This is a genomic window from Siphonobacter sp. SORGH_AS_0500 (genome assembly GCF_002838835.1).
In the GTDB taxonomy this organism is placed as follows: Bacteria; Bacteroidota; Bacteroidia; order Cytophagales; family Spirosomataceae; genus Siphonobacter.
In genome coordinates, this window is record NZ_NHPP01000003.1 from 16,408 (window position 1) to 38,279 (window position 21,872).

Here is a 21,872-nt window from a genome sequence, read left to right on the forward strand (position 1 = left end):
TTAGTTATCCGCTGGCGTTGCGGGCAGTAATCGTTGGTTGATACCCTTTTCAATCATGGGTAATCCTTCTTCCATCCACTGGGGAGCCGGAGCATCCTTGAGGTAATGGTCAATGTATTGCCACATACGAATCGTCCAGTCCTTTTGATTTTTACGAACGCGAAGACCGTGTTTCTCCGTGTTGTAGTTCACCATCCAGGCGGGCTTGCCTAAACGCTTGAGACCCAGGTATAACTCAATGCCCTGATACCAGGGGACAGCATCATCTTCGTCGTTGTGCATGATCAGAGCGGGCGTTTTCACATTCGGTAAATAGAACAGCGGAGAGTTCTCAATATACTGAATGGGTTTTTCCCAAATAGTAGCTCCAATGCGGCTTTGCGTATGCTCGTACTGAGCCTGACGACTCAGACCCGTGCCCCAGCGAATACCACCGTAAGCACTGGTCATGTTAGCTACGGGAGCACCCGGAACAGCCGTTTTGAAAAGATCTGTCTGCGTAATGAGGTAAGCCGTCTGGTAACCACCCCAGCTGTGACCCACAATGCCTAAACGGCTGCGATCAATCCAGGTGTTTTCCAGCAATTTCAGCACGCCGGGAATAATACAGCGATAGGCACTCTTCCCGGGATAACCGTCCTGATAGATAATATCTGGAACAAAAACGATATAACCGTTGGATACCGAGTAGGCGTAGTTATTACGGGCACTGGCCGTTGGAGCAGGGGTAACGAAGTTGTGAATGTTATCCGATTCTTTTTCGTAGAAATAGGTAATCATCGGATACTTCTTCGTTGTGTCGAAATCATCAGGTTTGTAAAGCAGACCCTGTAAAGGAACACCATCGCCATTAACCCAGGAAACCATTTCAACCGTTCCCCAGCGGTAAGGCTTCGTTTGTTCACCCAGATTCGAGATTTTGCGAATGGTTTTGAACGTCAGATCCGTCGCCAGTAGATCAGGATAATCCCGGAATGTCGTTTTCGTAAACAGAATCTCGTCGGTATTCTTGGCTTTCGTTACCATCGGAGAAGCCGCAAAATCACCTTGATGTAGCACCGTCATCGTGTTGTTACTCCACTGAGCATACCCGCTACCTTTAGTGGTATGGTTAAACAGATGAACCAGCTGGGGTTTGCTTAAGTCAACAATGCCACGATCTTCACGATCCAGATTAATGAAACGATAGGTTTTCTTTTCTTCACGACCTTTCGTAATGCGAGTCAGGCTGGAAGGATTAGTTGGATTAACCGTCCAGACGTCGTACTTATCGTAGAGGTAGAATACTTCGTCACCCTTCGTCCAGCCCGTTGATCCGTACCCACGAGGAAAATCAGGATGATCATCGTCTTCGTCGGCAAACTTGCGGTCTTTGGTTAACTGAACCGTTTTCGCGTTGGCAAATGAATACGCATACCAGGCGGTATCTGACAGCGAGAACCAGTACGCGTATTTACCTTCGGGTGAGATGCGGATGTTCCCACGAATACCTTCACCAATCAGTTTTTTAGAACCGTCTTTTAGAGATACGACATAAGCATCGTTCCGGCTGTTCCAGTCCCAGTGTTCATGTGAGAATTTATTGTCGGAAAGACCAACGGTATAATCTGGGTTACCATCCGCAACGGGCATGATTTGATCCATCTCCAGCGTAGCTAACTGAACTAGTTTTCCGTCAGCAGGCGTGAAAACGGCTGTATACGAACGTCGCTTGTCACGTTCAGCCGTTACTTTTTGCTGCGGCTGAAGGGCAGGATCTTTGGGTCCCCAGACTTCTACGCTTACGACTTCATCGGGTAACAAAGTGGTGTCGGCAATAGCGGGTTTGGGAGCTGTTCCGAAGAATAACTTCGAACCATTTTTAGCGAAAGCCAAAGGAGCATCACCGCTGACCAGCCAGCCCTTTTTACCGGGTTGGTTGCTTTCGTCGGCTACTTTGCGAGCCAGTGATTCGCCGGATTTCCAGTAATAGAGTTTATAGTAATGAACCAGCGATTTGGCATTGGTATCAGGATCAGTCACAAAAGCCAACTGGTCACCCATTTCGTCAAAGGTTAACTTCTTGGTTTTACCCTTGCCTTCGTATACTTTCTGCGATGAACCATTGGCCAGATCAACGACGTAAACCGCCGGAGTCTTTACCGTGCTGTCGTTACCCGTAGTGATGTACGCAAAACGTTTGCCATTTTTACTGAATTCGTAAGCCGTTACAAAACCATAAGACGTTTGTGAACCCGTTTTCAGGTTTTTCAGAACAACCTGATACCCATTTTCTTCGGATTCCTTTTTCGCTGGCTTACGACCCTTACGAACGGTGGTATCACGCTTGGCGGCGGGACTTTCGAGTTGATAGGCTAAAAAACCACCCGCTTTTTCGGGTAACTGGAAGGAATTTACCTTCGGAATTTTAGTTACCTGACCCGTGGCAAAGGTGTAAATACCCAGCGAATCCTTGGGCATATCTTCGCGTTTCTTCTTTTTCTTCTTCGCGTCGCGAACGGCGGCCAGTTGAGGTTTGATTTTGAAAACGGCAATGTCCGAATCAAAACCTAACTGAATGTCCGCAGCCCGATGAACGGAATCAATTTTACTCTTTTTGAGACTGTAAAAAACAGCGGCTCCATCGCCTTCCTGCGGGTTAGCGGTATAAACGGCCCATTCGCCATTGTTAGTCAGGTTCCGATAAGTAATGGATTTCCAGCCATCATAGACATTATGGGTTAGGGCTTTTTTGGGAGTAGGGGGGGCAGGTATTTTCTTACCTTTCTTTTGACCGTACGCCAGCGTGGTCAAAACCAGCAGTGGCAAGAGTAAAAGATTTCTCATAGTGATGAATGAAGCGATTTCGAAGCATTGAATATAAGTGGAAGCGAAGGAAGTACGCTGAAGTACTCGACTGGCTCCGAAAATGTTACGACCAAAGAGCGGGCTACTTGAATGAATTCAACTTAATCCTTGAAAAAGCAAGGATAATCCGAATTAGATTTGGCTATTAACAAAAAAGCACTCCGGGTTTAATTCCTCGGAGTGCTTTGCTTCTAAAGTATTTGGTATTACCACTTCATCCAACGTGCGGTGTAATTTTCAGATTCTCTGGTAAAGCGGAGCAGATACAGGCCAGACGGAACGGGGAGCGAACCAATGGCCAGTTCGGCCCGGCGGCCCGAAGCCTGACCTTCCCAGAAGATACGGCCGGCGGCGTCGAGTAAGGTGACAACGTAGGTATTGTTCTGTTCGTTGAAAGGCAACTCGACAATCGGATTATTAGAACCTGTGCTTGGATTAGGAAGAATCCGTACACCCGGTCCCTGTCGATAGGTCTGAACAGCTTGAGCGGCTTTCAAGTAGTTAGGAACTCCAAAACCCAGGAAACTATCCGGGTTTTCATTCTGACTGGCTGAACGCTTCAGCATGCTAATCACTTCCATATTAGTCAGGTAAGGATAAGCCTGCCAGAAACTGGTAGCCATACCCGCCAGCAGCGGAGAAGCAAACGAAGTGCCACTGCCCGACGCAAGCTGGCCGTTCAGGGCGTTGTTAATCACATTGCCTGCTCCTAAAGCTGATAAATCTGGTTTAATCCGACCATCAGAAGTAGGCCCAACGGAACTGAAACTGGCTCGAGCCATATGAGAATCTACCGCACCTACGGAGATGATGGAGTCAGCATCGGCCGGTACGGTAATGTAACGCCAAGCGTCGTTACCCTCGTTACCCGCAGCCACTACTACCAGAATTCCCCGCTGGGCAGCCCATTTGGCAGCTCGGCTGGAGAGGGCTTTTTTGCCGTTTAAATCTTCATAGGTATAGTTCGTGGCTGCGTTATCGAAGGTGGAGTAACCCAGTGAAGAGTTAATCACATCCACGCCTACGCTGTCAGCGTATTCGGCGGCGGCCAGCCAGAATGCTTCTTCCTGACGTTTTTCGCCGGAGTTATCTTCGGTGTGCAATAATAAATAGGATGCTTTGTAAGCGGTCCCAATCAACTGCCCGGGCAAATAGGCTGCCATTAGCGAAAGCACGTTATTGCCATGCGTTCCCTGATCGTAGACATTGGTGTTATTCGCTACGAAATCGTAAGTACCGATGATGCGGTTTTCGTCGAATAAGTGCTTAAAAGCCGCTTGTGTATTCACGCTCAGAAAGCCGTTATCAATGACGGCCACCTGCATACCTTCGCCGTGAAAGCCACGAGCGTGCATGGAGTCTACCCGCATTTGCCCGATCTGGGTTTGCGAATACCCGTAGTTTAGAGGCTCAGCTTTGGGTGATAGGGGAGGAAGATCCAGCGGTTTGATTTCATGAAAGGCTTTACTGCCACTTTTACTCGAAGTTCCGACGGGTACCGCACTCAAAGGAACGTTACCATCGTTACCAGTTACAAAAGTCAGCGTTTTAATGTCGTCGAGTTGTTGGGGGGTACATTCAACCAGCACGCCATTGGCCCAGCGACTTTTATACCAGACTTTAGCCCCTTTTTCACGAACAGCCTGAATGTACGCCGGGTTGGGAGGTAAATCCTGCTGGGAAACAACAATGTTTTGTCTGAAGCGTCGCTCGATGGAATGCTTCGATAAAAACTCCTGCGGACGATTCACGTCATAAGGAGAATTGGTTTTATCCTTGAAAAGAATAAGGTATTTAGCCGTAGTCTGGGCTTCTGCAGAAAGACAGGCACCCGCCAGAAGTACAAAAGCGGTGAGTGAAGCCCGAAACCGACGAAAACTATTCTTTACCATAACTTGAAATTTGCTGAATGTAGCGAGTACCAAATTCTATTTTTTCTGACCAAAGCAACTGGCACTTTGACAATAATAAAGCTCTGTTCGTTCCCGACGAATGAGGCCAATTCCTTTGGCGTAGGTTTCCTGACGGTTCACCAAATCAATTTCCGTGGATTTCGACTCCTGCAAAACGGTTAGCGTCTCTGGAAAATTGTTCCCTCCAACGCCCATCGATTCGTGGATTCTGCTCACTTTATATTCTTTCTCATCCAGACCGTTGAGCTGATTTCCATTCCAACGCTGATCGAGGTAGGTTGGGAAAGTAAGCTTCACATAAGGAATATTGTTTTCGGTACGAATGGCTTTGTCGATGGTGCGACGGGCCGTCCAGACTGAATCGATACTCCAGGCCTGATCCGAGGTATTCCGACGAAAGCGTTCAATGCGAAACGAAGCCAAGCCATCGAGGGATGGGAATGAATCGGCTACTACTTCCTTGATTTGATAACGGCTGGTGGTTGAATCCTGAGCAATGGCGTATTGAGTAGCCGTCACGTCATAAACAATGTAGTTGCCTTTTTCCAGCGGGAAATACTCATACCCCGCAGACTGCGGATCATTTTTGGAAGGATTGCAGGCCCAGAAACTCAAACCTACGAACAGAAACGCAAGTAATTTTTTCATACCAAAAGAGAGGTACTTCTCAACAGATGATGAATCTGTTTATAGGGGTTGATGGGTTAGATAACGCGGTTACTAAGGGATGTAACGCTAAAAAGTTTGAAAGAAGCAGAAACACTACCTCTTTCAAACTTTTCATGAATAAATATAGGAGAATGATTTCGATAAATAATTACCGTTCAGTAATGAATCGAATTATTCCCACTCAATCGTAGCGGGGGGCTTCGACGAAATATCGTAAACCACGCGGTTTACTCCTTTGACACGGTTAATAATATCGTTGGAAACTTCCGCCAGGAATTCGTAAGGTAAGTGTACCCAGTCAGCCGTCATCCCGTCTACCGACGCTACCGCCCGTAACGCTACCACACGCTCGTAAGTACGTTCATCGCCCATGACGCCAACCGACTGAACGGGAAGGAGAATAGCTCCTGCCTGCCAAACCTGATCGTATAAGCCTTTTTCTCTCAGTTTATTAATGAAAATGGCATCTACTTCCTGAATAATCGATACTTTTTCTTCAGTGATGTCGCCCAGAATCCGAATGGCTAAACCAGGACCGGGGAAGGGGTGACGGCCCAGGATTGATTCCGTAATACCTAACTCGCGGCCCACGCGCGTACTTCATCTTTAAATAAGGTACGCAGTGGTTCCACGATTTGTAACTTCATAAAGTCTGGCAGACCGCCCACGTTGTGGTGAGACTTGATCGTAGCCGATGGACCTTTCACCGAAACGGATTCAATAACGTCGGGATAAATGGTGCCCTGACCCAGCCAGCTTACGTCCGTCAGTAAATGAGCTTCCTGATCGAATACTTCAATAAACGTCCGACCAATGGCTTTGCGTTTCGCTTCAGGATCGCTTAATCCTTCAAGAGCTTTATAGAACTGATCTTTAGCCTGTACGCCTTTGATGTTCAGTCCCATGTCTTCGTACGAGTGAAGAACCTGTTCAAATTCGTTTTTACGGAGAAGACCGTTATCTACGAAAATACAGTACAGGTTAGGTCCGATGGCCCGGTGCACCAGCATGGCTGCTACCGTAGAGTCCACACCACCCGATAAAGCCATAACCACTTTATCGTTACCTAATTTTTCCTTCAATTGCTCCACTGCTTCTTCCACGAAGTTGGCGGGCGTCCATTCCTGCTTACAGCCGCAAATATCCACGAGGAAGTTTTTCAGAACTTCTTTACCCTCCAGGGAGTGCGTTACTTCGGGGTGGAACTGAATGCCATAGGTTTCTTCGCCATCAATCTGGAACGCAGCTACCCGAACTGATTCGGTAGAGCCAATGATTTTGAAGTTGTCAGGAATGGTAACGATGGTATCGCCGTGGGACATCCAAACCTGCGATTCGGGTGTCAGGTTTTGCAGCAGAATCGAACGGTTCTGATCGTCCGAATGCAACATGGCCCGACCGTATTCCCGGATTTTGGAAGGAGCTACCTCACCACCCAAACTCTGAGCTAGTAACTGAGCACCGTAGCAAACGCCTAATAATGGTAACTGTCCACGGAATTGCATCAGATCGGGTTTGGGAGAATCTTCATCCCGAACCGAGCAGGGGCTACCGGAAAGAATCACACCCTTCACCGTAGAATCCAGCTCAGGAAAATGATTATACGGATGGATCTCGCAATACACGTTAAGTTCGCGAACGCGACGGGCAATGAGCTGCGTATACTGCGAACCAAAATCAAGAATGAGAATTTTTTCAGTCATGTGAGTACCGACAAGGGGTCAGTAAGTAATCTGGATAAAAAAGTTTCAAGTTTGAAAGGTTAGATATGCCTGGAAGTTGAAATGGATCAAACTTATCTAACGTAATCAAACATTTATAAAGGGTAGAGTAAGTACTTCTTCCGCAAAGCTTTGTAATTCCGTAAAGCTGGTTCCCAACTTTTCCGGATTTGGGCTTCCGTTTTTCCTTCCTGAATCTGCTTCCGAAGCTGATCCGTTCCCGCTAGCTGATCAAAAGCTTTCGTGCGATTGATAAACTTACTTTTATCAGGAGCCTTCGAATAAAAATCCAGAACATATTTTAGTGTAAAGCCTTCTTTATAGGCATTTACCTTCCGTAAATCAAGACCGTAACAGACCTTGCCTTCGTTGGGTGGATTCATGGCCCCGGGCTTATCGACGGGCGTAAATTCATACGTTCCGTACGAAGGAGAAGTCCCCCCAATGACCTGAAATTGAGTATCCGTTCCACGACCGACGCTAATTTCTGTACCTTCAAATAAACAAATGGAAGGGTATAAAAGAATGCTTTGCTGATTAGGGAGATTCGGCGACGGTGGAATCGGTAAGGTATAAGGCGTTCGATGCGTATAGTTCAGGCACTGAACGGTTATGAGCGAACACTTAACGCCATTTTTCAGCCAGCCTTCTTCATTAATCATGCGGGCGAGTTCTGCAACGGTGCAGCCATGTACAATGGGAACGGGATTTAAACCCACAAAGGAAGCAAACTTCCGATCCAGTATCGGCCCATCTACGACATGGCCCGTTGGGTTGGGTCGATCCAGAATTAATACCGTTTTTCCTTGCTCAGCCGCTGCTTCCATGATGTAATGCATCGTGGAAGTGTAGGTATAAAAACGGGCTCCAACGTCCTGAATATCAAAAAGTAAAATGTCTAAATCCTTAACCTGCTCAGCGGATGGTTTATGATTAGCCCCATAGAGGGAAACCACGGGAATGCCGGTTTTCGCATCTACCGAGCTGGAGACTTTCTCGCCCGCGTCGGCTTTGCCTCTAAAACCATGTTCGGGGCCAAAAATCGTTTTGATCTTGATGCCCAGTGCCAACAAAGAATCCGCTAAATGCGTTTGATTGGGAAACGTGGAGGTGTGATTAACCACAAGTCCAACGTTTTTTCCCTGAAGCAGGGGCAGGTATTCGGCAGTACGCTCAATACCGAGCGTAGGCCTGGAAGAATGTTGTGCGAGAGAAGGCACAACGATGGTAAAGAGCGAAAAAACAGCCAGCAGGCAAGACGTGCGAAGCGAAACCATGTGCAAATTTCGGGTGAAAGAACCGAAAAACCAACGCTAAATTTGTAAAAGCACTGAAACTGCTACTTTTGCGGTTTCAGTATGTACTAAAAAGAGGCTCAGGTAAGCGTTTTCAGGGGACTGTTTCTCGTTTTCTGCTACAGGAAACGAAAACATGACAACGAGCAAACGACTGAAAACAGCAAACTGATCACTGAAAACTAAAAAGTCCCCTTGAATTTTCCTCGTTTTATCGCGGCCCGTTTACGTCGTCGCACGGAGCAACGCCTGTTTTCCTCCACCGTTACCCGCATCGGAGTAGCCAGTATTGCGATTGGCCTGGCGGTTATGATTCTGGCTTTTGCAGTTTTGCTAGGTTTTAAAGGCACCATTCAGGAAAAACTTTTCAGTCTGTCCGCTCACCTGAAAGTAACGCGTTATACCCTCAATCAATCCTATGAAGAAACGGCCCTGCCGAAAAAATCCAAACTAAGCGAAAGTTACCAGACCCTTCCCCTGGTGCGTCATTTACAAATGGTGGCTCATAAGGCGGGTATACTCAAGACCCCCGAAAATTTGCAGGGCGTTGTCTTTAAAGGGGTAGGGAATGATTTTGACTGGAATGTTTTTCGGCAGAACATGGTCGAAGGGAAGTTGCCAGACTTTAAGAGCGATACCACTGATTCTAAGGAAGTGATCATTAGCCGGAATATTGCCAATCAATTACAGCTTAACATCGGCGACGGGGTAGTAATCTATTTCATCCAGAACCCGCCCCGGCCCCGGAAATTGAAAGTAACGGGCATTTACGAAACTGGCCTGGAAGAACTGGATAAGCAATTGATTCTGGGCGATTTAAGATTGGTTCAGAAACTCAACGGCTGGGGGCCAGACACCGTAGGAAGTTATGAGATTTTTGTAAAAGACTTCAATCGAATCAAGGAAGCCGAAGTTCAAATCGTTAAGGTGCTTGAGCCTGAACAGGACTTACGCACGGTCATTGATGAGTATTTACCCTTATTCGACTGGCTGAGCCTGCTTGATCGTAATCTCAGCGTGTTTCTGACCCTCATTCTCTTTGTAGCCAGTTTCAATATGGTTTCCGTACTGCTGGTGCTTATCATGGAGCGTATTCCCATGATTGGTTTACTGAAGGCCCTGGGAAGCTCGAATTGGCAGATTAGAAAGATCTTTCTATGGCAGGGTATTGCTATGATTTTGAAAGGTTTATTAATCGGTAATGTGATTGGAATAGGTCTCTGTTTAATCCAACAAAAATATCGTTTGTTTCCGCTCGATCCCGAAAATTATTACATGAGTTATGTGCCTATTGAGGTTAATTGGGCTATCGTTTTAATACTTAATATGGTTATTCTATTACTAGTAACTTTAGTACTTATCTTACCTACGTTTATTATTGCCCGAATGCGACCAGTTAACGCCATTCGCTTTTCAAAATAGCAATTAGGAATTTTGGTTAAAAATCATAGTAAAAGTTAACGCAAAAATACGATTTTAGTAATCTTGGTATAAATAATGAGATAATTTCGGATGTTTATATATGAATTTTAGTCATATATATTATTTTTGAAAAGTGCGTCTAGTTTTTTAATTCATTATCCAGCCCTGATTTATTTAGTCAAGTCTTTGTTAACATAAACTATAAAATCACCTTCCTGATGAATTTCGGTACAGTGGTTTCCGGAACTTACGTATGAGCGTTAAGGCGATATTAAGAACTCGTCAATTTGATAATTCTATCTTTTTAACTCTTTGGTTAACTCTGGCAGCATTCGGTACGTATTTCTGCATGTTTGCTTTTAGAAAACCATTTGCGGCAGCTACTTTTAACGGTCTGCAATTATGGGGTATTGATTATAAAATAGTACTGGTTGTAATGCAGATCTTAGCTACGCCACTGCAAAAGGAATCGGTATTAAGTTTATATCAGAAGCTCAGCCGAAGGATAGGTCTAAATACATTTTAATCGTAATTGGAATAGCCGAAGTGGCTCTTCTTTTGTTTGGCATTATCCCATATCCTTACAACTGCTTTCTTCTTTTTATAAACGGTCTGGCTCTTGGCCTGGTCTATGGTCTGGTCTTCGGATTTCTGGAAGGCCGTCGGATTACGGATTTACTCGGAGCGGGTATTTGCTTAAGTTTCATTATTGCTTCCGGGGTAGTTAAATCCATTGGTCTCTGGTTCTTAGACTTAGGGATTACCTCCGCCTGGATGCCTGCGGTGGTAGGCTTACTCTTCACTCCTTTGCTAATCCTTTTTGTCTGGATGCTACACGTGTCTCCGCCGCCTACCCAGGAAGACGAACGGGATCGGAAGCCGAGAACGCCCATGACTGCCCAGGATCGCCGTAATTTTTTTATTTCTCTGGCCCCCGGATTAATCCTGCTCATTCTGATCTACGTACTTATCTCCATGCTGCGGGATATAAGAGACAATTTCGCGGTTGAAATATGGCAGGAATTAGGGGTACTAACCCCCCAAATTCTGGCTACAACCGAAACTTGGATTGGCCTGTTAGTAACGGTTTTAATCGGATCGGTTTTTCTAATTAAGAGTAATAAGGCTGCCTTTGGAATGAATCTTTTCATAATTGCAATAGGTAGCCTCCTGATCCCCGTTGCCTCCTGGCTTTTTCAGAGCGGACAGCTTTCTCCTGTCCTCTGGATGTTGCTGATCGGTTTAGGAATATACCTGATTTATGTCCCATTTAATGGAATTTTGTTTGAGCGTTTAATTGCTCTGCGAGAAGAAAAAGCCAACGTTGGATTTCTATTTTATACCGCTGACTTTATTGGCTATATAGGAAGTGTAAGTATTCTTTTATTTAAAAATTTTGGTCATCCTGATTGGTCATGGTTAAAATTTTATGTGGGTTTTACTTACTTTATTCCTCTCGTTTGTATGTTTTTATTAAGCACTTTATCAGTGTATTTTTTTCGTAAAATTCATTAATCCTTTTTCTTTTTCATCCACAATCGCCAATCAATTTATTTTTTTAAATCTATGAATGAAGACGTCTTAATACAGATTAGCAGCCAATTAAAAGATAAAAGAAAAGGTCAGGGAATAACTTTACAGGAATTGGCTAATAGAGCCGAAGTGAGTAAAGCTTTAATTTCCCAGATCGAGAATAATCGTACGATTCCTTCCTTACTCGTATTGATTAATCTGATTCGTTCATTAGGATTAGATCTGAATATTTTTTTGATGAAATTGCGAAAAATTCAGCTAATGGTAAATTAGTCGTTCGTCGAAAAGAAGAGTATCAATCCTTCTATAAAGAAGATAATAATTCTTTTGTCTATAATAGAATTTTAACAAAAAATATTTCCGGCCTAACGCTCGATTTAGTCCTGTTAGATCTATTGCCCAACGCCAAGCGGGAAAACATGACTACAACAGAAGCTTTCGAGTTTAAATACATCATTAAGGGCGAAGTAGAATACATCGTTGGGGAGGAAACCCATCAGCTAAAAGAAGGGGATTCTTTATTCTTTGATGGGCGAGTGCCGCACCGATCCAGAAATCTTCGGAACGAAGCAGCACAGGTACTCGTAGTGTATTTCTTCGGAGAAAAAGCATAAGCTGGGAAAGTAAAAATCTCTTGGTATAGGCGTGATTATAATCTGGTTTCTATCAATTTGTTCACAACCGCTTAAAATTGAGGTAATCTATGCCGGTTACTTTTGTTGCTGTGATTAAGCTACATTATCCGACCCGGCTTCTCATTAAATATGGTTAAGTGAATGAAACGATACTAAAAGCGGCAGAACCTTGTCCTGCCGCTTTTTATATATAGTCTGAAGTCGGAAAGTGTTAATTAACAATGGTTTATTAAATTACTTCCACTGATGAAAAATTTTGAAATGCAGGCTACCGTTGATGCCATTCTGGGGTTATACGAATCCTTTGGAGAGAGCACCGGTGAACCCCACAATATCCTTGAACACTCCATTCTAGTAGCTCAGTTAGCCGAAGAAGAAGGCTATGATGATGAAGTTATACTGGCGGCTTTCTTCCATGACATTGGTTACTTATTACCCAACCATTCTTCCAATTCCAGACGCTCATACGGACAAATCGGCTCGGATTATTTGCGGGCCAATGGTTTTTCCGAGAAAGTAGTTCAGGTAGTGATCATGCAGACTGAAGCTCAGCGATACTTGGCCTGGAAGTTCCCCGAACGAAAGTTTGAATCTCCTTTTAGTTTTCCCACCTACCCTGAGGTAATGTCCGAAAAGGAGGCTAAAGCATATGAGAAAAATCCTTATTTTTTCCTAAGTCTAAAAGTAAACGAATGGGATGTGAGCACCTTGAATACGCAGGCCGTTTGCGTTAACCTGGACCATTATCGCACCATTGCTCTTCGTCATTTGCAGGGTAATTTATCTTAAGTAACAACAGAGCATACGCATCTGGAAATTACGTTACCCTCATAGAAACTATTGAACAGAAATTAAAACCCCCTTTACTAACTTTATAGTAACTTATGACTATAATAACAGAATAAAATTTAAAATACATATATAATTTACTATGGGTATAATTCATATAAAATATTCATTTGTTATAGAATTAATTCTAATCAATCATTGATTAAAGAATGCATAAACATTTCTATTTTGATGGAATACTAATGGCTTGATCGCTTCCTGATTCTTAGGTATGTCCTAGTGATGTTCGGAATAAAACTCAATTATTATCCAAAGGAAATTTAAGAGGATGCATTAGTTCTAAAATCTTATATTTTTAAAAATAATCTTGTACTTATAGCATCCATCGTTCGCCGAGAGCTTCTTCACTTCGCTTCCACAGCAATTGAGCATTGTAATCATTTACATCCTTATTTAAAATTCGGGCAGGTTTTGACTTGGAGAAATAACCGCCATTATACGATTCGGGCAAGTCTGCTGTGGCGAGGTAAATAGAAGTTTGAGCCCCTTCTTCGGTGGTAATCATGAAAGGACGTAAAAAGCCAAAACCGTACTTCCACCAATCCGTAAAATTTCGACCAAATTGAGTGTTCACTACGCCGGGATGCACCGCGTAGGCCGATACATTCTGTCCCTTTAAGCGATTCGCTAATGCTACGGTAAATAACAGATTAGCCAGTTTTCCGTCACCATAGGCTGACCAGATGTTCATTTTCGAATTATGCTTTAGGAAAAAACGACGGCTTTTTCCCATGGCATGAGCGGCGGAAGACAAGTTAATGATTCGTCCTTTTCCGCTGGCTTTTAGTAAATCAATAAGTTCGAGCGTAAGGAGGAAATGGCCTAGATGATTGGCAACAAAGCTTTTTTCGTAGCCATCGCGGGTGAATTCTAGCTGAGCTGGAGCGTACCCTGCATTATTAATGAGGCAATCCAGCCGGTCGTATTTCTGATGGATTTGCTGGCAAGCCTGCCGGATGGAATCCATGTTGGTTAAATCGGCGAAAAAAAGATCAATGCGGGCCTGAGGCGTTTTTTCCAGAATCTGTTTTCGGGCCTGTTCACCTTTCTCGCGTGAACGCACCAGAAAAATAAGATCAAATCCTTTGTGAGCAAGTGCCTGAGCCGTCGCCAGGCCTAAACCGGAGTTCGCCCCGGTAATAAGAGCAATAGTTGACATAACCTCGAAAATGATACGTTAAGGTTAGTAAAAAAATTAGCCATGGCCCTAAAATAATAAACCCACCGTAGAAGGTGGGTTCGATACCGTGAGTTGGAGTAGTATAATTACAAATGCGGATACTGATGTTTTAATCTTGACAAAACTTATTCACTTTTTGTTTCCATGGCTTTGCTACACAAGCAATTTTTCGGGAAGGATGAAGGTTGATGATACAAAGCTGGGTCGATTTTTCTGAATTTGATTACGTAGAAATACCTGATTTGGCATTTTTTCTTTCTATAAATCACTAAAAGTTAGTAAATGAAAAGGGGAGGTACTATGTATTGCCTAGTTCTATCCATAAAATAGTCCGTTGATCCGTTTGCTTTAACCATCTGCCCCAATTGGCTTCACTGAAAGAGAAATTCTGCTGAATTTTGAATCAACAACAACGAAGCAAAATTGCTTCATCATTCGATAATCACTGTTTAAACCCTATAGCCATGAACCGCTTAGAACGTATTCCCTCGCAAAAATGATTGGTGGAGTAGCTGCCGGATTGGCTGCTTACCTGAACACTGACGTAGCCCTGGTTCGGGTACTGTTTGTTCTGGGAGCCATCTTTACTCATGCTCCTTTTATCATTGCCTATATCATTCTCTGGATTGCTTTACCCAAACGTCTGGACGGCACCTATGTTACGGAGTATACTACTTCCACACCACCTCAGCGAAGCAATAACAGCCGGGCCTGGGGGATTGTAGCGATCCTGTTGGGTAGCATTTTCCTACTTGATGAATTTACCTGGTGGTTTAGCTGGCACAAATTCTGGCCTGTGCTCTTCATCGTAATCGGATTGTGCATCCTTTTCAAGGATCAGATTCGTGAAAAAATAGCCGAGTAAGTCTCATTTTATCTTTAGAAAACAGGGGAATTTCCTTTTATTGAAGTGTTACCCTGTTTCCATTGACTCCTCAGCCTATTCATTTTTCATTAACCAAAACTCTACGGATATGAAATCCTCGCGTGTCATTGTAGGTGCCTGCTTTATTGCTTTTGGCCTAATAAAATTGGGCGAAGAATTGGGGTTTTTTGATTTTGACTGGTCTGCCATCTGGCGTTACTGGCCCATTTTGCTGATTAGCTGGGGTGTCTGGATACTGGTTCGGGATAAGACGCAACCGCCCTATGATCCCCCTCTGGATCCGCCTACTTCCTACACGCATTTCCCGGAAGATCCGCAGGCTCCACAGCCCCCGCAGACTCCTGAAACGCCGCAAACACCCCATACTCCTCTCTAAGTCAATCAAACATACCTTAACTGCACGGCTTGTGCTTCTACGATATGAAACCCCAAAGTATAATAATCGGAGCCATCTTTATATTAGTCGGTTTTCTGTTTCTGGGCAGAAACATGGACTGGTTTGATTTTCACTTTAGCGAAATATTTCGTTTCTGGCCCTTACTGTTTGTAGTACTTGGACTGAACATGATCCTGGGAAAATCAAATAGAGCCGTTACGGTCATCGTATTAGTGCTGCTGGGTATTTGTATTCCCATTTTATCGCGACAAAAGTACGGGATAAGGTAAGAGATGAGGTTACTATTGAAAGCTCCTGGAGCGACGATGACCACGAGGAAGAGGAGGACATTGAAGAATCGGTAGAATCGCATGGAGGGGGTAAACAATACCTGGCGGAACCGATGACGGATAGCATTGAATCGGCGACGTTTAGACTCGAAGGAGGAGCGGCAGAGTTTACAATGGGAACCACCGACAAAGAACTCGTGGAAGCGGACGGTAATCTTGATTTTGGAAATCTTTCGCTGAAGAGCATGAGCGGTAGTGGGTCGAACGAAGTAGTGCTTGCTATGAAAGGGAAAGGCAACTGGAAATTGAAAGAGCACACCCACAACGACGTAGCCATTCGCCTGAATCCTAAACCCGTTTGGGATCTGGATATGCAGGTAGGGGCGGGGAAGGTAGATTTTGACCTGACGCCTTTCAACGTTCAGAAAGTACGACTCAAAACTGGAGCCGCCGAAATGGAACTGAAGCTGGGTGATAAAGCTGACCTGGCCGATGTAGACGTAAACGCGGGCTTAGCAAGTATAAAGATTATGGTTCCCGAAGGTGTGGGGTGCCGCATTACCACAAACGGAGCCTTAACCGATAAAAAATTCAACGGTTTTGTTAGAGATGGAAATGAATACGAAACCTCAAACTATAACTCTGCTGCCAAAAAAATAAATATCAAATTCAACGGCGGAATCGCCGAATGGGAAGTGGAAAGGTATTAGCGTTTTGAGTTTAGTGTTTATAAGTTTTGAGTTTAGGGTATTCCATAAAATAGGCCGTTAGATCATCTAACGGCCTTCTTCTTTTCAAAAATGCTAGGTATTTAACTCAAAACTCCCAACTCAAAACCCTAAACTTATTTGAGGGCTTTCATGATCCAGCCTCCGCCAATGACGTCGTCGCCTTCGTAGAAACGGCGGCTTGGCCGGGGGCCAGGCCCGTTACTGGTTCGTGGAAGCTTACTTCCATCTGATTTCCCGTTTGGGTAATGATGGCGGGCGTTCCTTCGTGTTTGTAACGGATTTTCGTGATCGTTTCCATCGGTTGGGGAATCTCCGCATACTTTTGAAGATTCAACTGACTTACGATCATTCCTGTACGTTCCAGATCACGATCGCGACCCAGTACTACTTCATTGGTATCCTTTTTGATTTCCGTAACGAAAGCAGGGTAGCCTAAGGCAATGCCCAGTCCTTTTCGCTGTCCAATGGTATAAAAGGGGTAACCTTCGTGCTTACCTAATACTTTTCCCTCCTGATCGACGAAGTTACCACCGGCTACTTCCGCTTCGAGCGTAGGAATGCGGCGTTTGAGGAAACCACGGTAATCATTGTCAGGGACAAAGCAGATTTCGTAACTCTCGGCCTTGGTTGCTAATTCAAAAAAGCCACGTTCTTTTGCCATTTCCCGGATTTCACTCTTGCGGAAATTTCCCAGTGGGAGTTTCGTCCGCGAAAGGCTCTCCTGCGATACACCCCAGAGAACGTAACTCTGATCTTTCCAGGTATCTAAACCTTTCGAAACGACGTGACGACCGTGCGACAGACCGCCATTTTCTTGCCGCAGGTTTGCATAATGGCCCGTGGCGATGAATTCGCAATCCAGCTTATCGGCCCGGCGAAGCAGAGCGTCCCATTTAATATGCGTATTGCAGAGCACACAGGGGTTTGGCGTGCGGCCTTCCAGGTATTCCCCCGTAAAGTGATCAATTACGTAATCTCCGAACTCATTGCGGATATCCAGAATATAGTGCGGAAAACCTAGCTGTACGGCCACATTGCGGGCGTCATTAATACTATCGAGGCTACAGCAGCCGGTCTCTTTCTTCGTTCCCCCGGAACTGGCATAATCCCAGGTTTTCATCGTCATTCCGATAACTTCGTAGCCTTGTTCATGCAGCAGAACTGCTGCCAGTGAAGAATCAATGCCGCCACTCATGGCGACCAAAATACGTCCGTGTTTGCTCATGCGAATCGGCCAGGGTTCAAAGTCCTGCGATTAGTGGTTTAATATGGTGTGATGTGTAGTGATTTTTCTGATTATCAAGGGATTAATAAAATTATTAAATGACTCAAAATCAGAGAAAATCACGAATTGTTGTACCCAATGAGGATAGCTATCATAAGAGCAACAGACTCAATGAGTACGGAGTAACCACACTTTATAAAAATTAATTCACCTGCAAAGTTAATATTTTTATGGCCTCCTCACTGAAAGTTGTTTTACGGAAGAAAGCCAATCAGGACAGAACATACACTTAGTTCTTCTAATAACAATAGATCGAAAATTCTTTGGGGAGATAACACCAACGCATCTGATGAGCATAAAAAGGCCACTCCGGTGGTCTTGACCTATGAGTGCAGTACCCTTCATCAATTCCAAGCGTATTTGAAATCAACACAACCTCATACGAAGCCTTTCCAAAATCAATCTTTACAATGGTTAGTATTTCCTTGCGGATATGTTCGCAAGAGACATAATAACACTCCTCATGAAGAGCATCCATAAATCAACAGGATTATAAAAATAGAATTAGAAAGCAATAAACAAGTAGGATATGTTTTATAAGTGCAGTAAAATAGATTCAAAGTTTTACGCTAAAAACGCTTACAGCCTGATAGGAATTATTGTATTTACCTTAAGCTAATACATAATAGTTTTCATTTGATTTCATTAAAAACTATTCAAACGCTGTAGGATCGCCTTTACTTTAAAAGCATGCCTTATGTAATTAGCGAATATATGCTACGTATATACATGTAACCTATTTATTCCTAAATAGCGAGTTTTCAACCTCATGTTATGAAGATAGTAATATAACTTATTTAATAAATAATGTGACTAGTTTTTGTGATTTTGCTTTACTTGGGTTGCCATGAGTTTTATACTACTTAATTCAAGCCGTTTACCCTGTTATAATCTAACTTCACATACATTTAACGTAATATCCTTTATTTTATATAAACCTTTGTAAGGTATTTCTGCACGTTGAGAAAATTTAATCGTAAGGCCTATGGCTTACAAATACTTACGTTCTTGACTAATGAAACAAGACCCTATTGCATGGGTAGTTAAGAAAGCAAAAACGTCTGTAGAGGTTATTCCTTTCTGCTAAGGATAGAGTTTATTGAATGGTTGACTTTTAATGCCCTTAATTAACCCACATCTTTCTTTACTAATTACACGATTCTTCTCTTGATTTAAAAGTAACAATTTTATATTATGGCAACAGCGACTCAAAAGATTGTGGCAAGACGATGCCCTTATTGTCGGTCTACAGATATTGAACGCCATCGTCGTCCAATGCTCATTCGAACGTTACTTTTTTTCCTTCCTATTAAATGGCTTTTCTGTGTAAGATGTCGTAGACATTTTCCGATTTTGTAATACTTAAATCGTGAAATGGTATTATAAAAATATAAATATTTATCCTTAATTTTGATAAAATAAACTACTAAAGTCGTCTTTTCTGCCTAATTTTACCGCTCATGTAAGGCTTGGTGATAGCCTGTCTTTTACAGTCATTCTTATTATATTTCAATTCACATGAGGTCTGCTTGAAAGGGCGGGGCTTACCCATGGGTACATAGAGTATCTGCCAAAGACTCTAACCTCATGAGTACCGAGAATAAATCTCGAATAATGGGTTATCTTCTTTAGTAAATATTACGGTAAAGGTTAGCCGAATAGCTTTAAGACATTCCTACCTGATATTTTTGCTCGTAGACTTTATCCAAGTAAAAGCTCAATGAGAGTGTGCGTTCGGTATCTGCGTGATTAATATAGCGTTGGAACATTCGCTCCGAACTATGCCCGGTGGCTTCCATTAGTAAAGGCGTGGGGATTTTGCCGTAAAAATTGGAGGCAAAGCTTCGGCGACCAATGTGGCTGGTAATCGCCTTCCATTTCGGTAAGACCTGAGTCATGGACCGAAATCCTTGACGTTTGCGTACGGTCGTTAGCGAATTGATCCCTGCCAACTGAGCCACTGCTTTGATCTGCTGATTATACAATTGGCCGGAAAGCTTTGCGGGAAAAGAACCTCCATTCAGCCGCATGACTTTTAACACGGTTTGATGTAAGGGTAATAGAATTTGTTTCTGAGTCTTCTGCTGTACAAAAGAGACACACATTTTTTCGCCCAGACTACGAAGCATTTGCTGATTAAATTGCATAAAGTCAGAAACACGCTGACCCGTATAACAACTGATAATCAGCCAGTCTTTGGCTGCCTGCAAAGCCGTCGGCACGGAGGTATCGTTAATCTGAATTACTTCATCCTCTGACAGGGTAATGCAGGGTGTCTCTTGTTTTTCTCTGGGTAATTCCAGCTCATAGGCAAACGTGCGAACGCCTCGTTTCTCTAAAAAATTCAGAATGGTCCGGACGAAGTGAATGGTGCGGTGAACGGTGGAGGTGCTGTAGGCTTCGAGGGTTCCGAAAGCTAGAAAATCTCGAACAAAATCTGCATTAACCTGCTCAATGACAAGCGTTTGTCGGCGATGGCCTTCAAAACGTTCGATCAGTCGTAGGAAGACTAGATAGCGTTTATAGGTAGACGTGCAAAGCAGATGCGACCGGGAATGAATGTAGTGATTCATGGCGGCAAGCAAACTGCCTTCTCCATAGGTGGGCTCTAGTTGGCAGAGTGTATTGATTTTTCGCTCTAGAGTCTTCAAAGAAAGGGATCTGGTCGTTTTTTTAACCTGAAAAAGCTGGTGGAGAGCAATCTTTAAACGATTGAGCTTCGCATTGATCGTTTTGTACTTTTTGAGATAAATATTCCGAGGGCGTTGCCGCTCAGCATCCCATGCGTCAGCTTCGATTCGCAAGGGTGTTCGGACGAGATACCTTTTACCTGCCAAATCTTCGACTTGAGCAACAATAATCGAGTGAGAATGAAGGGGGTTTAGTAAGAATGAAATTAATTTCATCGGAGGACAAACAGTTTATTTCCAGCGAAATTAGTTATTCTGTTTAGTCCTACACAGACTAGATTCCCTTTTTTTGTTGATGAGTATCAGGTCATTACTCCCAAAATGCTCCGTTTTACTAGCAAGAAAATGACTGGTTGTATCCCAATATCCTAATTTCCCTATTGAGCTTATAATGAAGCGTTCCTTAGATTCTTTTATTTGATAAATAGCCTATTTTAGATACCTTTACCGAGCTACTAGTAGTCTGTGTAGGACTACAATAAGCTCTTTTAAGGGAGTAGCTAAAAGAACGCTCTGGGTAAAGAGAAAAATGGAAGGAGGCGTAGTTTAAAAAGCAGGTTTAGTTTAAATAAACAAGTATAATATCCGCCAACACAATGATCACACTTGCTTTCGCAGATGACAGTATTTTTCAGCATGCTTTGCTGAAAATAAAAATAAGAAAAGATCCACGTTTTCGATTAGACATTTTTGCTTTCGACGGGCTCGAACTGATTGAAAAGCTGGAACAGGCTAATGAAATTCCCGATGTTTGTATTTTGGATCTACAGATGCCTGAATTGAATGGGATTGAAACAGCCCAGCGGCTCACGCATCGATTTCCTAAGCTTCTTTTATTTGGCTGGACAACTTGTCACGAGTCCTCTAAAGTCACTCAGATGTTAGCAAGTGGCGTCCTTGAGGTGTTCGCAAAAGAGGATGTGGATTCTATGTTCAGGGCTATCGAGGAAGGCATACTTTCCCAACAAAAAAATCAGATGCGTAAAGAGGCGTAACCCTAGCCTTTAAAGCCCGCTTCTTGAATCACTTAAAAGCAGTATTAGTCCTCTCTCTAAAGAGGACTTTTCCGTATATACGCTGGGTTGCTACGGATCGGTCTGAGGAGTTTTGATTCCGGTGAAAGACTTAAAAGACCGATTGATTTCAAGCGATTAACCTTATTTCAATTCCAATAAGGTACGATTAAGACTTGAACTATTCGATTCCGTCGTATTCCAAGCCAAAAAATTCAATTCCAATAAGGTACGATTAAGACGCTTTTCGCTCGTGAACCTTCTTTCTAAACTCTAATATTTCAATTCCAATAAGGTACGATTAAGACCTCACGATTCAGAAGCGAGTCAACGGCGGCATGATATTTCAATTCCAATAAGGTACGATTAAGACTACTGAAGTGGTTCATATCGTTGATTTTGGCAAAAATTTCAATTCCAATAAGGTACGATTAAGACCCCCTAAACAGAGAGGCTGTAAGGGTTTTATACGGATTTCAATTCCAATAAGGTACGATTAAGACCAAAATGGCTTCTATCATCGTTCGAAACGGAGCA

The 21,872-nt window shown here is 43.5% G+C and carries 15 protein-coding genes, 3 pseudogenes and 1 CRISPR repeat array (1 of these 19 running past the window's edge); of the genes and pseudogenes, 10 read left to right on the forward strand and 8 right to left on the reverse strand.

Annotated elements, in window-relative coordinates:
- The 5 genes and pseudogenes from BWI96_RS03840 to BWI96_RS03860 all read right to left on the reverse strand — a co-directional run bounded on the left by BWI96_RS03840 (position 1) and on the right by BWI96_RS03860 (position 8,427).
- Positions 1–2,826 (reverse strand): S9 family peptidase, encoded by a 2,826-nt coding sequence (locus BWI96_RS03840; RefSeq protein WP_106635379.1) that lies wholly within the window; start codon positions 2,824–2,826, stop codon positions 1–3.
- Between the two features lie 227 nt (positions 2,827–3,053).
- Entirely contained in the window at positions 3,054–4,739 is a 1,686-nt protein-coding gene (locus BWI96_RS03845) for a S8 family serine peptidase (protein WP_106635380.1), read from the reverse strand.
- 36 nt (positions 4,740–4,775) lie between these two features.
- A complete protein-coding gene (locus BWI96_RS03850) occupies positions 4,776–5,408 on the reverse strand; it encodes a hypothetical protein (protein WP_106635381.1) in 633 nt (210 codons plus the stop codon).
- Positions 5,409–5,600: 192 nt separating this feature from the next.
- Positions 5,601–7,132 (reverse strand): annotated as a pseudogene (gene guaA / locus BWI96_RS03855) (glutamine-hydrolyzing GMP synthase).
- 113 nt (positions 7,133–7,245) lie between these two features.
- The gene (locus BWI96_RS03860) at positions 7,246–8,427 is read right to left on the reverse strand and encodes an exo-beta-N-acetylmuramidase NamZ domain-containing protein (protein WP_106635382.1); all 1,182 of its coding nucleotides are present in this window, start codon (positions 8,425–8,427) and stop codon (positions 7,246–7,248) included.
- Positions 8,428–8,640: 213 nt separating this feature from the next.
- On the opposite strand from BWI96_RS03860, the gene BWI96_RS03865 reads away from it, so the two are divergent.
- The 5 genes and pseudogenes from BWI96_RS03865 to BWI96_RS03885 all read left to right on the forward strand — a co-directional run bounded on the left by BWI96_RS03865 (position 8,641) and on the right by BWI96_RS03885 (position 12,824).
- Positions 8,641–9,867: an FtsX-like permease family protein gene (locus BWI96_RS03865; protein WP_106635383.1), complete on the forward strand. Its 1,227-nt coding sequence runs from the start codon at positions 8,641–8,643 to the stop codon at positions 9,865–9,867.
- A gap of 349 nt (positions 9,868–10,216) precedes the next feature.
- Positions 10,217–11,382 (forward strand): annotated as a pseudogene (locus BWI96_RS03875) (DUF5690 family protein).
- A 51-nt stretch (positions 11,383–11,433) separates the two neighbouring features.
- Entirely contained in the window at positions 11,434–11,673 is a 240-nt protein-coding gene (locus tag BWI96_RS22125; protein ID WP_232793566.1) for a helix-turn-helix domain-containing protein, read from the forward strand.
- Between the two features lie 146 nt (positions 11,674–11,819).
- Positions 11,820–12,014: a cupin domain-containing protein gene (locus tag BWI96_RS22130; RefSeq protein ID WP_232793567.1), complete on the forward strand. Its 195-nt coding sequence runs from the start codon at positions 11,820–11,822 to the stop codon at positions 12,012–12,014.
- A gap of 267 nt (positions 12,015–12,281) precedes the next feature.
- Positions 12,282–12,824 (forward strand): HD domain-containing protein, encoded by a 543-nt coding sequence (locus BWI96_RS03885; RefSeq protein ID WP_106635386.1) that lies wholly within the window; start codon positions 12,282–12,284, stop codon positions 12,822–12,824.
- Positions 12,825–13,197: 373 nt separating this feature from the next.
- Here the strand turns inward: BWI96_RS03885 and BWI96_RS03890 are convergent, their stop codons facing one another.
- Complete coding sequence (locus tag BWI96_RS03890; RefSeq protein ID WP_106635387.1) at positions 13,198–14,043, reverse strand: SDR family NAD(P)-dependent oxidoreductase; 846 nt, start codon at positions 14,041–14,043, stop codon at positions 13,198–13,200.
- Positions 14,044–14,560: 517 nt separating this feature from the next.
- On the opposite strand from BWI96_RS03890, the gene BWI96_RS03895 reads away from it, so the two are divergent.
- From BWI96_RS03895 to BWI96_RS03910, 4 genes are all read left to right on the forward strand, one after another.
- Positions 14,561–14,929 (forward strand): PspC domain-containing protein, encoded by a 369-nt coding sequence (locus BWI96_RS03895; protein ID WP_106635388.1) that lies wholly within the window; start codon positions 14,561–14,563, stop codon positions 14,927–14,929.
- 109 nt (positions 14,930–15,038) lie between these two features.
- Positions 15,039–15,326, forward strand: a complete 288-nt coding sequence (locus BWI96_RS03900; RefSeq protein WP_106635389.1) for a LiaI-LiaF-like domain-containing protein — start codon at positions 15,039–15,041, stop codon at positions 15,324–15,326.
- A gap of 44 nt (positions 15,327–15,370) precedes the next feature.
- Positions 15,371–15,616 carry a LiaI-LiaF-like domain-containing protein gene (locus BWI96_RS23125; protein ID WP_106635390.1) on the forward strand — a complete coding sequence of 82 codons (246 nt, stop codon included), beginning with the start codon at positions 15,371–15,373 and terminating at the stop codon, positions 15,614–15,616.
- Positions 15,574–16,326 carry a hypothetical protein gene (locus BWI96_RS03910; RefSeq protein WP_157830209.1) on the forward strand — a complete coding sequence of 251 codons (753 nt, stop codon included), beginning with the start codon at positions 15,574–15,576 and terminating at the stop codon, positions 16,324–16,326. Before BWI96_RS23125 ends, BWI96_RS03910 begins: the two co-directional genes overlap by 43 nt.
- 134 nt (positions 16,327–16,460) lie before the next feature.
- Here the strand turns inward: BWI96_RS03910 and mnmA are convergent.
- Together mnmA and BWI96_RS03920 are read right to left on the reverse strand one after the other, a co-directional pair.
- Positions 16,461–17,572 (reverse strand): annotated as a pseudogene (gene mnmA, locus BWI96_RS03915) (tRNA 2-thiouridine(34) synthase MnmA).
- Between the two features lie 1,724 nt (positions 17,573–19,296).
- A complete protein-coding gene (locus BWI96_RS03920; RefSeq protein WP_106635392.1) occupies positions 19,297–20,538 on the reverse strand; it encodes a tyrosine-type recombinase/integrase in 1,242 nt (413 codons plus the stop codon).
- Between the two features lie 380 nt (positions 20,539–20,918).
- On the opposite strand from BWI96_RS03920, the gene BWI96_RS03925 reads away from it, so the two are divergent.
- Complete coding sequence (locus BWI96_RS03925; RefSeq protein ID WP_106635393.1) at positions 20,919–21,317, forward strand: response regulator; 399 nt, start codon at positions 20,919–20,921, stop codon at positions 21,315–21,317.
- A 164-nt stretch (positions 21,318–21,481) separates the two neighbouring features.
- Positions 21,482–21,872: direct repeats of the CRISPR family, unit length 30 nt; unit sequence ATTTCAATTCCAATAAGGTACGATTAAGAC (it continues 1,081 nt past the right edge of the window).

Bases quoted from the DNA above. Each gene is read 5' to 3' on its own strand.
- BWI96_RS23125 (WP_106635390.1), top strand. From the start codon at position 15,371: ATGAAACCCCAAAGTATAATAATCGGAGCCATCTTTATATTAGTCGGT.
- BWI96_RS03890 (WP_106635387.1), bottom strand. From the start codon at position 14,043: ATGTCAACTATTGCTCTTATTACCGGGGCGAACTCCGGTTTAGGCCTG.
- BWI96_RS03920 (WP_106635392.1), bottom strand. From the start codon at position 20,538: ATGAAATTAATTTCATTCTTACTAAACCCCCTTCATTCTCACTCGATT.
- BWI96_RS03860 (WP_106635382.1), bottom strand. From the start codon at position 8,427: ATGGTTTCGCTTCGCACGTCTTGCCTGCTGGCTGTTTTTTCGCTCTTT.
- BWI96_RS03845 (WP_106635380.1), bottom strand. From the start codon at position 4,739: ATGGTAAAGAATAGTTTTCGTCGGTTTCGGGCTTCACTCACCGCTTTT.
- BWI96_RS03885 (WP_106635386.1), top strand. From the start codon at position 12,282: ATGAAAAATTTTGAAATGCAGGCTACCGTTGATGCCATTCTGGGGTTA.
- BWI96_RS03925 (WP_106635393.1), top strand. From the start codon at position 20,919: ATGATCACACTTGCTTTCGCAGATGACAGTATTTTTCAGCATGCTTTG.
- BWI96_RS22125 (WP_232793566.1), top strand. From the start codon at position 11,434: ATGAATGAAGACGTCTTAATACAGATTAGCAGCCAATTAAAAGATAAA.
- BWI96_RS03900 (WP_106635389.1), top strand. From the start codon at position 15,039: ATGAAATCCTCGCGTGTCATTGTAGGTGCCTGCTTTATTGCTTTTGGC.
- BWI96_RS03895 (WP_106635388.1), top strand. From the start codon at position 14,561: ATGATTGGTGGAGTAGCTGCCGGATTGGCTGCTTACCTGAACACTGAC.
- BWI96_RS03840 (WP_106635379.1), bottom strand. From the start codon at position 2,826: ATGAGAAATCTTTTACTCTTGCCACTGCTGGTTTTGACCACGCTGGCG.
- BWI96_RS22130 (WP_232793567.1), top strand. From the start codon at position 11,820: ATGACTACAACAGAAGCTTTCGAGTTTAAATACATCATTAAGGGCGAA.
- BWI96_RS03850 (WP_106635381.1), bottom strand. From the start codon at position 5,408: ATGAAAAAATTACTTGCGTTTCTGTTCGTAGGTTTGAGTTTCTGGGCC.